This window comes from Tenacibaculum pelagium (assembly GCF_014062345.1).
In the GTDB taxonomy this organism is placed as follows: domain Bacteria; phylum Bacteroidota; class Bacteroidia; order Flavobacteriales; family Flavobacteriaceae; genus Polaribacter; species Polaribacter pelagius.
This window is the reverse complement of sequence record NZ_JACGLS010000002.1, coordinates 228520-243478: the sequence shown is the minus strand read 5'-3', so window position 1 is coordinate 243478 and position 14959 is coordinate 228520. Positions and strand designations below refer to the sequence as shown.

16 protein-coding genes and 1 pseudogene are annotated in these 14959 nt (G+C 31.1%); 6 read left to right on the top strand and 11 right to left on the bottom strand.

Annotated elements, in window-relative coordinates; translation table 11 throughout:
* Positions 1 to 193 precede the first annotated feature (193 nt).
* Positions 194 to 2827 (top strand): TonB-dependent receptor, encoded by a 2634-nt coding sequence (locus tag H3Z83_RS06165; protein WP_182124610.1) that lies wholly within the window; start codon positions 194 to 196, stop codon positions 2825 to 2827.
* A 50-nt stretch (positions 2828 to 2877) separates the two neighbouring features.
* Here the strand turns inward: H3Z83_RS06165 and H3Z83_RS06160 are convergent, their stop codons facing one another.
* Positions 2878 to 3639, bottom strand: a complete 762-nt coding sequence (locus H3Z83_RS06160; RefSeq protein WP_182124609.1) for a UDP-2,3-diacylglucosamine diphosphatase — start codon at positions 3637 to 3639, stop codon at positions 2878 to 2880.
* Between the two features lie 62 nt (positions 3640 to 3701).
* On the opposite strand from H3Z83_RS06160, the gene H3Z83_RS06155 reads away from it, so the two are divergent.
* Entirely contained in the window at positions 3702 to 4154 is a 453-nt protein-coding gene (locus H3Z83_RS06155) for a nucleoside deaminase (protein ID WP_182124608.1), read from the top strand.
* Here the strand turns inward: H3Z83_RS06155 and H3Z83_RS06150 are convergent.
* The 3 genes from H3Z83_RS06150 to H3Z83_RS06140 are packed head-to-tail and all read right to left on the bottom strand — an operon-like array spanning position 4151 to position 6009.
* The gene (locus tag H3Z83_RS06150; protein ID WP_182124607.1) at positions 4151 to 4630 is read right to left on the bottom strand and encodes a methylated-DNA--[protein]-cysteine S-methyltransferase; all 480 of its coding nucleotides are present in this window, start codon (positions 4628 to 4630) and stop codon (positions 4151 to 4153) included. The two genes, H3Z83_RS06155 and H3Z83_RS06150, sit on opposite strands and share 4 nt — an antisense overlap.
* Position 4631: 1 nt before the next feature.
* Positions 4632 to 5252 carry a hypothetical protein gene (locus tag H3Z83_RS06145; protein WP_182124606.1) on the bottom strand — a complete coding sequence of 207 codons (621 nt, stop codon included), beginning with the start codon at positions 5250 to 5252 and terminating at the stop codon, positions 4632 to 4634.
* Positions 5245 to 6009 (bottom strand): TatD family hydrolase, encoded by a 765-nt coding sequence (locus H3Z83_RS06140; protein ID WP_182124605.1) that lies wholly within the window; start codon positions 6007 to 6009, stop codon positions 5245 to 5247. The genes H3Z83_RS06145 and H3Z83_RS06140 overlap by 8 nt, the downstream gene beginning before the upstream one ends.
* Before the next feature lie 38 nt (positions 6010 to 6047).
* Here H3Z83_RS06140 and H3Z83_RS06135 point away from each other — a divergent pair, with 38 nt between their 5' ends.
* Positions 6048 to 6530 (top strand): retropepsin-like aspartic protease, encoded by a 483-nt coding sequence (locus H3Z83_RS06135; protein WP_182124604.1) that lies wholly within the window; start codon positions 6048 to 6050, stop codon positions 6528 to 6530.
* 214 nt (positions 6531 to 6744) lie between these two features.
* A complete protein-coding gene (locus tag H3Z83_RS06130) occupies positions 6745 to 6960 on the top strand; it encodes a hypothetical protein (RefSeq protein WP_182124603.1) in 216 nt (71 codons plus the stop codon).
* A gap of 54 nt (positions 6961 to 7014) precedes the next feature.
* Here the strand turns inward: H3Z83_RS06130 and H3Z83_RS06125 are convergent, their stop codons facing one another.
* Positions 7015 to 8202 carry a pyridoxal phosphate-dependent aminotransferase gene (locus tag H3Z83_RS06125; RefSeq protein WP_182124602.1) on the bottom strand — a complete coding sequence of 396 codons (1188 nt, stop codon included), beginning with the start codon at positions 8200 to 8202 and terminating at the stop codon, positions 7015 to 7017.
* 26 nt (positions 8203 to 8228) lie between these two features.
* Complete coding sequence (locus H3Z83_RS06120; protein ID WP_182124601.1) at positions 8229 to 9320, bottom strand: fatty acid desaturase family protein; 1092 nt, start codon at positions 9318 to 9320, stop codon at positions 8229 to 8231.
* A gap of 120 nt (positions 9321 to 9440) precedes the next feature.
* Between H3Z83_RS06120 and rsmG the strand changes: the two genes are divergently transcribed.
* The gene (gene rsmG / locus H3Z83_RS06115) at positions 9441 to 10070 is read left to right on the top strand and encodes a 16S rRNA (guanine(527)-N(7))-methyltransferase RsmG (protein ID WP_182124600.1); all 630 of its coding nucleotides are present in this window, start codon (positions 9441 to 9443) and stop codon (positions 10068 to 10070) included.
* A 51-nt stretch (positions 10071 to 10121) separates the two neighbouring features.
* Here rsmG and H3Z83_RS06110 read toward each other — a convergent pair.
* The 5 genes and pseudogenes from H3Z83_RS06110 to chrA form a co-directional block, all read right to left on the bottom strand.
* Positions 10122 to 10748 (bottom strand): annotated as a pseudogene (locus H3Z83_RS06110) (arsenate-mycothiol transferase ArsC).
* Positions 10749 to 10758: 10 nt separating this feature from the next.
* A complete protein-coding gene (locus H3Z83_RS06105) occupies positions 10759 to 11226 on the bottom strand; it encodes a DUF6428 family protein (RefSeq protein WP_182124599.1) in 468 nt (155 codons plus the stop codon).
* A gap of 49 nt (positions 11227 to 11275) precedes the next feature.
* A complete protein-coding gene (locus H3Z83_RS06100; RefSeq protein ID WP_182124598.1) occupies positions 11276 to 11605 on the bottom strand; it encodes an ArsR/SmtB family transcription factor in 330 nt (109 codons plus the stop codon).
* Between the two features lie 102 nt (positions 11606 to 11707).
* On the bottom strand, positions 11708 to 12940 hold the full coding sequence (locus H3Z83_RS06095) for a DEAD/DEAH box helicase (protein WP_182124597.1): 1233 nt from the start codon (positions 12938 to 12940) through the stop codon (positions 11708 to 11710).
* 79 nt (positions 12941 to 13019) lie between these two features.
* Positions 13020 to 14141, bottom strand: a complete 1122-nt coding sequence (gene chrA / locus H3Z83_RS06090) for a chromate efflux transporter (RefSeq protein WP_182124596.1) — start codon at positions 14139 to 14141, stop codon at positions 13020 to 13022.
* A 171-nt stretch (positions 14142 to 14312) separates the two neighbouring features.
* Between chrA and H3Z83_RS06085 the strand changes: the two genes are divergently transcribed.
* Positions 14313 to 14942, top strand: coding sequence for a YceI family protein (locus H3Z83_RS06085; RefSeq protein WP_182124595.1), 630 nt, complete (start codon positions 14313 to 14315; stop codon positions 14940 to 14942).
* Positions 14943 to 14959 lie beyond the last annotated feature (17 nt).

The window sequence follows — 14959 nt, the reverse complement described above, 5'->3', positions numbered from 1 at the left end:
TGTGAAACAAAGCTACAATAATAAGAAAATAACTGCTGTTAAAGTAAGGTTAAAGCAAAAATGAAAAGTATTTAAAAGAATGTTAATTATAATCTTTAAAAAAAGGTATTGCATTGTTTTTAACTAGTTGTAAATGTGTTTTTTAAATTGAAAATTAGTATTATTGTTAGTAACTAATCTTAAAATTTATACTATGAATTTAAAATTTAAACTATTTGTAATGAGTTTATTTATGGCTACTATAGTTGTGTCAGCTCAACAAATGAAAGGTAAAGTAACAGATGAGAATGGAGCGCCATTACCCTACGTTAATGTTTTAGAGAAGGGTACTACAAATGGGGTAAGCACAGATGAAAATGGAGAGTTTATACTTGGAGTAAAACAGATTCCAGTAACTTTAGTGTTCTCTTTCGTTGGTTTTTCAACTTTAGAAGAAACAGTTTATAAAACTTCGTATATAGCTGTAACCCTTAAAGAGAATAATGTTTTAGATGAGGTAGTTTTAACAGGAAATCGATCTAAACCAAGAACAATTTTAGATTCAGCTGTACCAATTGATAATGTGAGTGTGAGAGAATTACAAGCTACAGGGCAAACTAGTATTGACCAAATGCTAACGTATGCAGTTCCTTCATATAATGCAAGTAATCAGACGATTTCAGATGCAACTGCTCATTTTGATCCAGCAGATTTACGTGGTTTAGGTCCAAGTAGAACATTAGTTTTAATAAATGGTAAGCGTAAAAATCAAAGTGCATTAGTTTATGTAAACGATACACCAGGTAAGGGTGAAGTAGGTACGGATATGAAAAGTATTCCTACAGCTGCTATCGAAAGAGTAGAAGTGTTAAGAGATGGAGCTTCTGCCCAATACGGTTCTGATGCTGTAGCTGGTGTTGTTAACATCATTTTAAAGAAAAATATTGATTATACTCAAGTTAATTTTAGTTCTGGTATTACTAAAGAAGGAGATGGGTTTAATGCAGCAGCAGATGTAAATCACACGTTTACTTTTAGTGATGGAGGATTTGTAAATGCTACATTAGGATTAAGTTATCAAGATTATACAGATAGAGCTGGTGAACCAGGTAAAGATGGTTTATTTGGGGTAGACAATCAGTGGACTAAAGATAATCCAGATTTGGGTATGACTATTGGTCAACCAGAAATGAAAAAAGGGGATTTATTTATCAATGCCGAATACCCTTTAAATGAAAACACAAAAATTTACGGGTTTGGAGGATTTAATATAAGACAAGGGAAAAGCTTTGCTTTGTATAGACCTCCTTATTGGGTACCAGATTTTGGGTTGTTAACTCCATCAGGAGAAACTTATAATGGTTTTCAACCTACTTTCGAAACAGATATTCAAGATATTTTATTTACAGCAGGAAGTAAATTTAAGTTAGGAGGATTTGATGCAGATTTGAGCGCCACTTTTGGTAGTAACTCAGTTGATTATACAATTGATAATACTTTAAATCTTAGTTTAGGAGCAAATAGCCCTACAAACTTTGATGCTGGGGCTTACGCTTTTAGTAATATTATAGGAAATTTTGATGTTAGTAGATCTTTTGGAGAGGATGTAAGTATTGGATTAGGAGTTGAAGCACGTCAAGAGCGTTTTGAAGTAACAGCAGGAGAAGAGGCTTCTTATATTCAAGGACCAGTTTTAGATCCAAATGGAGATCCTTATAAAGCAGAATCAGTTTCTTTTAGAGGTTTAGAACCATCTAATGAAGTTAATGAAACTAGAACCAATGTAGGAGTATATGGAACCTTAGATTGGGATGTTTCTGAAGACTTCTTAATTGGTGGAGCGGTTCGTTATGAGAACTATTCTGATTTTGGAGGAAATACTTCATGGAAAGTTAATTCAAGATATAAAATAGGTGAAGCAGGAGTATTAAGAGCATCATATAGTACGGGTTTTAGAGCACCTTCTTTACATCAAGTATATTTAAGTAACGTACAAACTTTAGTTTCTGGAGGAACAATTTCTAACCAAGGAACATATAATAATGTTGATCCTAGAATTAAAGAATTAGGAGTCCCATCTTTGTTTGCTGAAACTTCGAAAAATATTTCTGCAGGTTTAACTGTTAAAGCATCAAGAGATTTTACCATTTCATTAGACTATTATAATGTAAGAGTTAATGATAGAGTATTGTTTTCTGGTGAAATTGGAGGAGTAGATGATAACGGAAATACAAATGCTGCTATCCAACAAATTTTAGATGACAATAGTATAACGAGTATTAAATTTTTCATTAATGCAGTTGATACAAAAACTGAAGGATTTGATTATACAATGCGCCGTAGAAATATTGATTTAGCAGGAGGTAAGCTAGCATTAAATCTAGCTCTAAATATTAATAGAACTAAATTAGATGGGGAAGTAAATGTACCTAATGAATTAGCAAATTATAAGAATGCTATTTTTAATAGAAAGGAACAATCGAGGATTATAAGTGCAAGACCAAATACGAAGGTTCTTTTTGGAGGAAATTATGAGATTGGAAAGTTTAGAGCAGGTTTAAATAACACGTATTTTGGTGAGGTAAAATGGCAACATGCAACAGACCCAGGAAAAGATCAAACATTTAGAGGTAAAGTAATAACAGATTTGTCTTTTGGATATGATTTTTCTGATAAGGTTTCTGCAAATTTAGGGGTTAATAACCTATTTGATATTTATCCAGATGAAATTGATACTAAAGGAGATGTCGTAACAGATTTAGGAGGACGTTTTAGATACCCTTGGGAAGTAAACCAATTTGGTTTTAATGGTATGACTTTTAAAGCTGGATTAACATTTAAGTTTTAAAAAATAAATATTACTGAATAAAAAAGGCGATGAGATTTCATCGCCTTTTTTTAATATTCCTTTAATTGAAGTTTGTTCTCTTCAAAAACACCATAGGTAAAGTATTTTACCCAATCACCTGTGTTTATGTATTCACTATTTTCTTGTAGTTTAATTTCTAAAGGAAGATGACGGTGTCCAAAAACAAAATAGTCATAGTGCTTGGTTTCTAATTTTCGCTTACAATATTGTACTAACCATTCATTTTCTTCACCTAAAAATTTTGCATCTTCATCACCAGAAATTAGTTTGTTTTTAACCGACATATATTGTCCTAAACGAATTCCTAAATCTGGATGTAGCCATCTAAACATCCATTGAAAAGGTTTAAAGGTAAAAACTTTTTTCATTCGTTTATACCCTTTGTCTTCAGGTCCTAATCCATCTCCATGACCGATTAATAATATTTTATCATCAATTTTAAATTCTTGAGGAGAATGATATACAGGTATATTTAATTCTTTTTCAAAATAATCAGACATCCATAAATCGTGATTTCCTACAAAAAAATAAATAGGAATTCCGCTGTCTTTAATTTCAGCAAGTTTCCCTAAAACACGAACAAACCCTTTTGGGACAACTGTTTTGTATTCAAACCAAAAATCGAATAAATCACCTAATAAGAAAATAGCTTCGGCATCTTTTTTAACTTCATTTAGCCATTGCACAAACTTTTGTTCACGCGGAAAACTAGCTTCTGGAGTTGGCGCTCCTAAATGCTGATCGGAAGCAAAATAGACTTTTTTATTATCAGATGTGTTGATTGAAATCAAATCGTAATTTTTGGTAAAAATAACTAATTTGAGGTACTTTTGTTTAAAACGCTTTCAACACTATGGGAATAAATCCTTTTGATGATACTTACTTTATGAAAAAAGCTTTGCAAGAGGCTCAAATTGCTTTTGATAAAGGAGAAGTTCCGGTAGGTGCAATCATCGTTTTTAAAGACCAAATTATTGCAAGAGCTCATAATTTAACAGAGTTATTAAACGATGTAACTGCGCACGCCGAAATGCAAGCTTTTACAGCTGCAGCTGATTTTTTAGGTGGAAAATATTTAAAAGATTGTACGCTATATGTTACATTAGAGCCTTGTCAAATGTGTGCGGGGGCTAGTTATTGGACGCAGATAGGTAAAATTGTTTACGGAGCAAGTGAACAAAAGTTAGGATTTAGTGTATTGCAAACTAAATTACACCCAAAAACTAAAGTCGTTTCTGGCGTTTTAGAAGAGGAATGTAGTTTTTTAATGAAGAAATTTTTTATTGAAAAACGAAATTTGAATTAAAATAAACTCTGCTGCTTACTTCCACTTTCGTGCTCTAGTAACCATTTTTTACGCCAAACACCGCCAGCATATCCAGTTAATGAACCGTCTGAACCAATAACACGATGACACGGAATGATAATCCAAACAGGGTTTTTTCCATTAGCTGAAGCTACAGCGCGAATTGCTTTTGGGTCTCCAAGTTGTTTGGTTTGTTCTAAATAGGTTCTACTTTTTCCAAAGGAGATATTTAATAACTCTTTCCAAACTGATTGTTGAAAATCTGTTCCTTGTGGATTTAATTTTAAATCAAACTCTTTTCTAGCACCTAAGAAATATTCTTCTAGTTGATTCACGCAATCTTTTAAACAAGTGGGAATATCAGTTGAGGTTTCAATAGCATCATCAATAACAGAAACGGATTGAATTCCATTTTTATCACCCACAATTTTTGCAGTTCCTATAGGAGTTTTATAATATGTGATTTCTGCTTTCAAATTAATCTAAATGTTGAAACCTTCTTTTTTGCCTATCTCTACTTTTAAAATATAAATTATTAAAAAAAGGATACTCTTTCGAAATTTTAAGTTTAATAACTTTGTTTTTTCTGCATTTTTCTAAAGTACCACAATTCAAACTGTCTTGATGTAGCTTTGTTCTAAATGAATAATTTTCCTTTTCAAACATATAATCAATATAAAAATCTATATATGGTTTATGCCCTTCCAAAATATTAATGATTTTACCATTAATTAAAACACCTTCACTTATTAATTTTTCTGGTAAAAGAGGTTTGTCAGAGGTGAGAAGTTTGCTTACTTCTGGGTTGATATTATGATAAACAATAGGATAAAAGTTTAAATTTAACAAATTGTTATACTCATCTCTATTTATTTGTTGAGAATTATTATAGGTTTTACCTCGAACGGAGTATTTATATTCAACGTATTTTCTTGTTTTAATAGAAGATAGTTTTTTTATAAAACCTACAGTTTTTATTTCTTTTTTATTTAGCTGGTTATAAAGAGGTAGAACATTTTTGTTTGAGAAAGTAAAAGCGATAACAATTAAAATTACAACTAAAAATATTAAGTCTTGAGGAAGGAATTTTTTAAACACCAAATACTTCTTTAGAATTCTGAGTAGTAATTTCCGAAATTTCTTCGAAAGTTAAACCATAAATATCAACTAATTTATCTACAACATTAGTTATGTAAGAGCTTTCATTTCGTTTTCCTCTATATGGTGTAGGGGCTAAATAAGGTGAGTCAGTTTCTAAAACAATATGTTTAATGTTTATTTCGTTTAAAAATTTATCAATCTTACCATTTTTAAAAGTAGCAACTCCACCAATTCCTAATTTCATATTATAAGAAATTGCTTTTTTAGCTTGTTCTAAAGTTCCGGTAAAACAGTGAAAAATTCCGAATAAATCATCACTTTTTTCAGTTTCTAGTACTTCAAAAATCTCATCAAAAGCGTCACGACAATGAATTACAATTGGTAGTTTTTTTTCTTTAGCCCATTGTATTTGAGTTCTAAAAGCTTCTTGCTGTTGCGGTAAAAATGTTTTATCCCAGTATAAATCGATTCCAATTTCGCCAATGGCATAAAAATTACGTTTATCGATCCATTCTTTTACATGAGCCAATTCTTCTTTGTAATTTTCTTTAACAGAAGTAGGGTGTAAGCCCATCATTAAAAACACATCATTCGGATAGTTTTTTTCTAAATCGAACATGCGATTCGTATACGAACTATCGATTGCTGGAATAAAAAAACGTTGAACTCCTGTTTCTTTTGCTCGTTGCATCATTTCATTTCTATCTTCATCAAACTGCTCTGAGTATAAATGTGTGTGGGTATCTGTAATCATTAATTGCTGTATATTTACAGCAAGCAAAAGTACGAGAAATGGCAAGTTTGAAAAAAGTATTACGAAAAAAGAAGTACATAAAAATAAAACTTAAAAAGATCATAACAAATCATTTAGAATTAAATGCAGAGATTAATGAGGTAAAAGGAAAGTTTATTTTAGATACTGGCGCTTCAAATTCTTGCGTAGGTTTAGATTTAATTGAACACTTTAAGTTGATTTCGGAAGAAAGTGAAGTAAAAGCTGCTGGAGCAGGAGCTACTGATATGGAAACTCAAAAATCTGACAATAATTCTTTAAAAATTGGTAAATGGTCTACTAACCAATGTAATTTAGTTTTATTTGACTTGTCGCATGTAAATACTGCATTAACACAACATGATGCCGAAAAGGTTGATGGAATTATAGGTGCAGATATTTTAGAAGCTGGAAAAGCATTTATCGATTATGATAAAAAAGTATTGTATTTGAAAAAATTAAAGAAGAAAAAGCGTAAAAAGTTGATTAAAGTGCCATTTTAAATCTAGCTTTTTTAGTTAAATATTGTTAAAATTTACTGTAAAAAGTAGCTGTGTTTTCGATTTTTTAACCGATTTCAGTAAACTGATTTCACTGTGTTATTGATGATTTTATTATTGTTTTTCTGATTGATTTATTGTGTGTTACATCTTAAAAGCGATGTAACATTTTTTATTGATAGCCGTCGAATAGATGTAATCAATTAAACCAATAATCATGAAATCAATAGCAAATAATTTAGTTTTAGAAAGGGGAATTTTAACATCAAGTTACAAACAAGAAATACGTCAGAGTATTCTGTCAATAAAAGCCCAATCTTTATCAAGAGTAAAGAGTCGCTTAAAAAAGGATAGCTCGAAAATATATAGTGAAACAGGTACTATTTTAAAAGTTTCAATGTTCGCATTAGTATTAGTCGCTTTAGTTTTTTAAAACAAAAAACTCACTGCATAAACAGTGAGTTTTGGTATGAAGTGAGTTATAAATCTAACTTAAAACTTCTTTTATTCTTTTAATAGCTTCACGTAATTGTAATTCAGAAGCAGCATAAGACATACGAATACAATCTGGAGCCCCAAAAGCTTCACCAGTAACTGTAGCTACGTTTGCTTCTTCTAATAAAAGCATAGAAAAATCGCTAGCGTTTTTAATTTCTTTGCCTTTAATTGTTTTTCCGAAAAAAGCAGAGATATCTGGAAAAATATAAAAAGCACCTTCTGGTACATTTAATTTGAATCCATCAATTTTTCCTAATAAATCTAAAACAAGGTTTCTACGAGTTTTAAACTCATCAACCATGTATTGTACTTTTTCAGGAGCTGCTTTTACAGCAGTAATTGCAGCACGTTGTGCGATACAGTTTGTTCCAGATGTAATTTGACCTTGCATTTTAGTACAAGCTTTAGCAATCCATTGTGGAGCACCGATAAAACCAATTCTCCAACCTGTCATCGCAAATGCTTTTGCTAATCCGTTTACAGTAATGGTACGATCGTACATATTTTCGATAGCAGCAAAACTAAACGGTTTTGTACCGTAGTTAATGTGCTCGTAAATTTCGTCTGATAAAATATAAATATTAGGATGCTTTTCTAAAACTTTAGCTAATGCTCTGTATTCTTCTTCACTATAAATAGATCCACTTGGGTTATTCGGTGAGTTGAAAAAAATCATTTTTGTTTTAGGCGTAATTGCAGCTTCTAATTGCTCAGGAGTGATTTTAAAATCATTATCAATTGATGAAGGAATTTCTACGTATTTAGCTTCACATAAAGTTGCAATAGCAGAATAACTTACCCAATATGGAGCAGGTAATAAAATTTCATCACCTGGATTTAATAAAACCTGTGCAACATTTGCAATTGATTGTTTTGCACCTGTTGAAACAACAATTTGATTTGGAGCATACGTTAAGTTGTTATCGCGCTTAAACTTCTCGCAAATAGCTTCTTTTAATTCTACATATCCATCAACAGGAGTATAAGAATTATAATCTTGATTAATTGCTTCGACAGCGGCATCTTTAATAAAATCAGGAGTGTTAAAATCTGGTTCTCCTAAACTTAAACTAATAATGTCTCTACCTTCTGCTTTTAATTCTCTTGCTTTAGCTGCCATAGCTAAAGTTTGTGAAACAGGTAAACTGTTAATTCTGTCTGATAATTGTTGTGACATTTGTGTGTTGTATAGTGTGTTGTTGTTTACGCTAGTTGAGGTTTTTTCCCTAACTCAGCTAAATGCTTAAAGTGTTCGATAATAGCTCTTCTAGTTGTTTGATATTCATGATAAGGTAAATTGAACTCCTTAGCAGTTTCTTTAACAATCTTCGCTAATTTATCGTAGTGAACATGAGAAATATGTGGGAAAATATGATGTTCTACTTGATGATTTAATCCACCAGTATAAAAGTTAACTAACCAATTTTTTGGTGCGAAATTAGAGGTGGTGTATAATTGGTGTATTGCCCAAGTATTTTTCATGTTACCATCTTTATCTGGTAATGGCATTTCTGTTTTTGGTACAATATGCGCTAATTGAAAAACAACACTTAAAATGATACCTGCTGTATAGTGCATTACAAAAAATCCGATTAAAACTTTCCACCAAGCAATATTCATAACTGCAATTGGTAAAACAATCCAAAGTGCATAGTAGGCTACTTTAGAAATAACCAACTTTGTCCATTCTGTTGCAGGATTTGGGAATTCACCATAAGATAGTTTTCTTTTTAAATACGTATGCATTTGTTTAAAATCGGTAGTAATTGCCCAGTTTATAGTTAGTAAACCATATAAGAATATCGAATAATATTTTTGAAATTTATGAATCCATAACCATTGTGCGTGTTTAGAAAAACGAATAATTCTCCCAGCATCAATATCTTCATCATGTTCTTGAATATTGGTATATGTATGGTGTAATACATTATGCTGTACTTTCCAGTTGTATACGTTACCAGCTAAAATATAAATGCTACTTCCCATTAATTTATTTACCCATTTTCTTTTCGAAAAAGATTCATGGTTTGCATCATGCATTACATTCATTCCAACTCCAGCCATACCAACACCCATTAAAACAGTAAGTGCTAGTTTAATCCATTGAGACATGTCAACAGTTAAAATTAAGATGAATGGAACTAAAAATATAGCAAACATAATAATGGCTTTAGAATATAGCTTCCAGTTACCAGTACGATTAATGTTATTTTCTTTAAAATATGTGTTAACGCGCTTGTTTAGAGTTCTAAAAAACTTAGCGTTGTCTATTCTTGAGAAGTTAATTGTCTTCATTTGTTGTTTATTTGAACGGCAAAAATATACTTTTTACGGTTGCTTTTTATGATAAACGTCAGTTTTTGTTAGGAATTGTTTGTTAACATTTAACTATTTTTGCAGCTTACTAACAATTTTATGGAAATCATACTTAAATACTTTCCGAATTTAACGGAAACTCAAATTGAACAGTTCTCTAAATTACAAGAACTGTATAAAGATTGGAACTTGAAAATTAATGTGGTTTCTCGTAAGGATATAGATGAGTTATACTTACGACATGTATTACATTCTTTAGGTATTGCTAAAGTGATGGAATTTAAATCTGGAGCTAAAGTAATGGATGTTGGTACAGGAGGAGGTTTTCCTGGAATTCCGTTGGCAATTTTATTTCCTGAAGTACAATTTCATTTAGTTGATTCTATTGGTAAGAAGATAAAAGTTGTAAATGAAGTAGCTGAAGGATTAGGGTTAGAAAACGTAAAAACTACGCATGGTCGTGTTGAAGAAGTAAAAGATACGTACGACTTTATTGTAAGTAGAGCGGTTGCTCAAATGGAAACTTTTGTTCGTTGGAATAAAGGTAAAATTGCAAAAAAGCAAAATCACGATTTAAAAAATGGGATATTGTATTTAAAAGGAGGTGACTTATCTGAAGAGTTAGCAAAATATACTTCTGCTACTATTTATGATTTACCAAGTTTTTATGAAGAAGACTTCTTCGAAACTAAAAAAGTGGTGCATTTACCAATGAAATATAAAGGGTAGTTTGGTATGTACACTTACTAAACAAATATAAATCTATTAAATAGCCGGAGGCTATTTAATAGATTTAAAAACGTATAGCATTTCAGAAGCTATTTCTAAACTTCGCTCAGTATATTTTTCTTTCTCTAACGGTGTGTTGTCAAATACTTTTGGGTCTTCATAAGTAATTGGAACTCTCTTGTTAGCTCCAGCAATAAAAGGACATCCTTCATCTGCTTGAGAACAAGTCATGATAGCACAGAAATCATTTTCTGGGTTAAATTCATTGTCATACTTTTTTGAAAAACCAATTATAGGTTGCTTGTTTTTTGAAAACTTTACTGCATAAATGGGATTAGCTGTTTCTGATAAGCTTTGAATTTTAAGACCTTGTTAAATGAGTGTCTCAACTACGTTTATATTCATTGCCGTTGCTTCCGTACCACCAGAATAACAATAAATATTTGGTACATTTAGATAATTCGCCAAGGTTTGCGCCCATATTTGTGATAAATGACTTCTTCTAGAATTATGTGTGCAAATAAAGTTAAGGCTTATCAGTTCTTTATTATTTACACCATTCTGAATATAATCTATTAAAGGTTGTAGTACTTTTTTCCTGTCTTCAGTAATGTTTATAGATAAGTTTGCAATAGTTTCCTCTATTTGAGAAAAGACAGTTGTTTTAGTTATTTCCATTCTTTTAGGTTTAACAGCATCCTGAGTTCGGAGCGCAAGCAGCTTGAGTTTGTAAATCGGATAATTTTACTCTAGGTTTCTCAGAAGGAATACCACATTCAGACTTTGCTAAACAATCTGTTTGTTTGGTGGTTAATAAAAAGTTTTTTCCGTCGAAATCTAATCCGTATTTACCAATTGTACTTCCTTGGTATTCTACTTCAATATTTAAATCAGGAATATTTAATACTTTTTCTGATAACTCAATTATATGGACCAGTTTTTCAGGATGTAATCTGTGATCGTAGTCATTCGCTTCCCATAATTGAAAGTTTACAACTTCTTCATTTCTTACAGTTCCACCACAATCAATAAAGTTTTTTGTGATTTTTCCTACTTCAGTTACATGAAAATGGTTTGGTACTAACTCGCCATTTGGTAATTGAAAAGCAATTGTTTCTAACGATGCTAAGTGATTTTTAATTTCTGATAATTTCATAATACATATTTTATAATCGCAATATTACGATAGTTAAGATTAAATTTTTTTAACAGCAATTATTAGAATTACTATCAAGGTTTAAAAAATTGTTTAATAATGATTTAATTTCTGACCATTTTTCTTGGTTAATACAATAACACACTCTAGTTCCTTCAATATTTCCTTTAATGATCTCTAGATTTTTTAACTCTTTTAAATGTTGAGAAATAGTAGGTTGTGCTAATCCAATAATTTCAACCAAATCACCACATACACAAGTATTAATTTTAAACAAGTGTTGTAGAATGGCAATACGAGCTGGATGACCAAGAACTTTAGCTACTTTAGCTATTGTATTTTGTTCTGGCGTAAATATTTCTGATTTGGTAACTCCCATCTATTAATTATTATATTGCAATATTACGATTAATATTTGGTTTGAAATGATTTTTAGCAATAATATTTTGTTATTGAATAATTAATTTAGATTATAGAAGGCTTAATACCAGCGCTTTTTCTTCTTTTTAGAAGCTTCAGATTTTCTTCCTTTTTTATGCTTGCTAATGGTATTTGGTTGTTTTTTCTTTTTAGGCTTTACCAAAGCAAAAGGATGATCTTCAATAACCTTTATAGGTCTTTTTGTGTATTCTTGAATGGCTTTTATGTAAGAAGTTTCATCTGCGCTACATAAAGAAAAAGCAATTCCAGATTTTCCTGCTCTACCAGTTCTACCAATTCTATGCACATAAGTTTCTGGGACATTAGGTAGGTCAACATTTATAACAGCATCTACTTTGCTAATATCAATTCCACGAGCAGCAACATCGGTAGCAATTAAAATATTAACCTTGTTGTTTTTAAAAAGATCGATAGCTTCGTTACGAAGCACTTGTGTTTTATCTCCGTGAACACTTGTTACTTTGTATCCGTTTTTTTGAAGTGTTTTTTCAAGCTTATCAACACCGAACTTGGTGCGTCTAAAAATAATAATACGTCCATTAATGGTATTACGTAGTAGATGTAAACACAAGTCTACTTTATTCTTTTTAGGTGTATAATATAAAAGCTGACCAATATTATTCTCAGTTTTTTCAGTAGGAATGATGTTTACTTTTTCAGGATTTCGCAACATTGATTTTGCTAAATCGTTTACCTTTTCTGGCATTGTAGCAGAAAATAATAAAGTCTGCTTTTTGCGAGGACATAATTCTTCAATTTTTCTTACATCCTGAATAAAGCCCATGTCTAACATTAAATCTGCTTCATCTAAAACAAAAGTTTTTAGTAAATGCAAATCGATGCTTCCTTGTTTGTGTAAATCGATAAAACGACCTGGGGTAGCAATTAATATATCAACACCTTTTGTTAAAACATCTTTTTGTGGTTTGGTAGACATTCCACCATAAACTGCAGTAGTTCTTAGGTTAGTATACTTGCTATAGGTTTTAAAGTTTTCTTCTATTTGTATAGCTAACTCTCGAGTAGGACTTACAATTAAAGCTTTTATTTTCTTTTCGCCTTTTTCAGAATCTGGTTCTTTTGCTAATTGCTGAATTATCGGCAAAGCAAAAGCAGCAGTTTTACCAGTACCAGTTTGTGCAGCAACAATCACATCTTTGTTCTCTAATACTAACGGAATAACCTTTTCTTGTACTAAAGTAGGTCTGTGATATCTTTCTTCTGTAAGTACTTTTAAAATAGATTTACTAAGAGGTAATTCTGAAAACTGCATTGATTCTTTTTTTGCAAAGGTAACCTAAAAGAAACGATATGAGTAAGAATGTATTTTAGTTTGGTTGATTTTTAAATCTCTATATAAAAGTTAATAGGTAACCAAGAACTGATCCTCCTAAAACAATAAAAGCACTGTTTAATTTTTTAAAACCGAAAACAACAATTAAACTAATTACAGCAATGGTAATAGTTCGCCAATCAACTAGGGTGTCTTTTGCCATTTCTATGCACACGGCAATAATTAAAGCAACAGCTGCAACGTTTACAGCATCCAAAATTGAACGAATACTTTTTGATTTTCTCATTTTTGGTATTAACGGATTTAACACCAAAACAAACAGAAATGATGGAAGAAAAATTCCTAGTGTTGCAACTAAAGCTCCCGTAATTCCATTTAACTGCCAGCCAATAAAAGTAGCGGTAGATAAAACAGGTCCTGGAGTTATTTGCCCTACGGCAACAGCATCAATTAACGCTTGTCTGGTTAACCAACCGTTGGCTACTAATTCAGAATCTAAAAAAGCAAATAATACATAACCACTACCGTATAATATTGCCCCTATTTTTAAAAAGGTAAGCAATATTTTTATGTTGCTTAAGTTGAAGGATTCACTGGCTTGATAAATAAAGATTGGAAAAAAACTATTTAGATTACTGCGGTTTTGTTTGAAAAAATAAAAACTCAAGCCTAATACTCCACAACCGAATAGGGTAATAATTTCATTAACTCCTAATAAGCAAGCTACCAGAGCAATAATTCCTAAAATAGCTAATTCAGTATTTTTAATAGCTTTTTTACCTAAGCGATACCCTGCCATTATAACAATAGCAATTACCGCTGGTTTTATACCATAAATAAAAGGTTCAACTTTTGGTAATTGTCCATATTCTTGATATAACCAAGCAAAAATTCCGGTAATTACAACTGCTGGTAAAATAAAACAAAACCCAGCAACGATTAATCCTTTCCATCCCGCTCTTTCATGACCACAATGCATGGTCATTTCTGTTGAATTTGGTCCTGGAATTAAATTAGTAGCACCAATAAGATCTAAAAAATGCTCTTGAGTCATCCATTTACGTTTCCTAACAACTTCATCTTCCATCATGGCAATATGAGCAGCAGGACCACCAAAAGCAATGCTTCCTAGTTTAAAAAAGAGTTTTGCAATTTCTTTTAAGTCGTTTTTTTGTGACATCAACGGTATTTTATAGGGTGATTTTTAAAAGGTAAAAATAAATAAAAAGCAGAAGTTTATTTTTCTAAACGATTCATAGTTTTTGAAATGTTTTTACACTTTTTTTACATTTCATTTACATATTTCACAGGAGACGGAAGCTATATTCGTAGAAATATAAAATGTGTTATTATGAACAAAATAAAAAAGAGTGTTTTACTGATAGCTGTATTGGTAGCAGTAATTATTGTAAGCGGATATACGAAAACAACATCGATTAATAAGAAAACTGACAAAGTATCGACATTAGAAAGTGAAGTAAATAAAACAATGAGTTTTTTTGTTACTCACGGACATTGTAGTACACCATTTGCAGGCGTGGTTAATGATTTAAAGGTTGATTATCCTGTACGGTTAGATTCAGGAAATCCGTTAGAGAATATGGAAATTTCGTTCGAGGTAGATCCAAATACATTTAACGTATGTAGAGCTAAAGAATTAACACCAAGAATTAAAACTCCGGGATTGTTTATTGGAGAAAATAATGAGAAGATTACATTTAAATCTACCAATGTCTATACGATGGGAGTAGATTGGTACCAAGTTAATGGTAAGATGTCGATTAAAGGAGTGGAAAAAGAAGTAAAATTATTTGTTACTGGTATTAGAAAACCAAATGAACAAGTCGCAAGCTCACTAGTTTTAGATGGACAGGTAAATTTATTTGATTGGGGAATTGATTATGATTTAATAGTTAACGGAAAATCAGACAATGTGCCAACAAAGTGGTTGTATTTAAACATGAAGATTGAGTTAATTTAAAATATAAAAAGCACTCT

Coding starts and splice junctions, on each gene's coding strand:
- H3Z83_RS06085 (WP_182124595.1), top strand. CDS start 14,313: ATGAACAAAATAAAAAAGAGTGTTTTACTGATAGCTGTATTGGTAGCA.
- rsmG (WP_182124600.1), top strand. CDS start 9,441: ATGGAAATCATACTTAAATACTTTCCGAATTTAACGGAAACTCAAATT.
- H3Z83_RS06125 (WP_182124602.1), bottom strand. CDS start 8,202: ATGTCACAACAATTATCAGACAGAATTAACAGTTTACCTGTTTCACAA.
- H3Z83_RS06140 (WP_182124605.1), bottom strand. CDS start 6,009: ATGATTACAGATACCCACACACATTTATACTCAGAGCAGTTTGATGAA.
- H3Z83_RS06135 (WP_182124604.1), top strand. CDS start 6,048: ATGGCAAGTTTGAAAAAAGTATTACGAAAAAAGAAGTACATAAAAATA.
- H3Z83_RS06165 (WP_182124610.1), top strand. CDS start 194: ATGAATTTAAAATTTAAACTATTTGTAATGAGTTTATTTATGGCTACT.
- H3Z83_RS06105 (WP_182124599.1), bottom strand. CDS start 11,226: ATGAAATTATCAGAAATTAAAAATCACTTAGCATCGTTAGAAACAATT.
- H3Z83_RS06155 (WP_182124608.1), top strand. CDS start 3,702: ATGGGAATAAATCCTTTTGATGATACTTACTTTATGAAAAAAGCTTTG.
- H3Z83_RS06130 (WP_182124603.1), top strand. CDS start 6,745: ATGAAATCAATAGCAAATAATTTAGTTTTAGAAAGGGGAATTTTAACA.
- H3Z83_RS06095 (WP_182124597.1), bottom strand. CDS start 12,940: ATGCAGTTTTCAGAATTACCTCTTAGTAAATCTATTTTAAAAGTACTT.
- H3Z83_RS06120 (WP_182124601.1), bottom strand. CDS start 9,320: ATGAAGACAATTAACTTCTCAAGAATAGACAACGCTAAGTTTTTTAGA.
- chrA (WP_182124596.1), bottom strand. CDS start 14,141: ATGTCACAAAAAAACGACTTAAAAGAAATTGCAAAACTCTTTTTTAAA.
- H3Z83_RS06100 (WP_182124598.1), bottom strand. CDS start 11,605: ATGGGAGTTACCAAATCAGAAATATTTACGCCAGAACAAAATACAATA.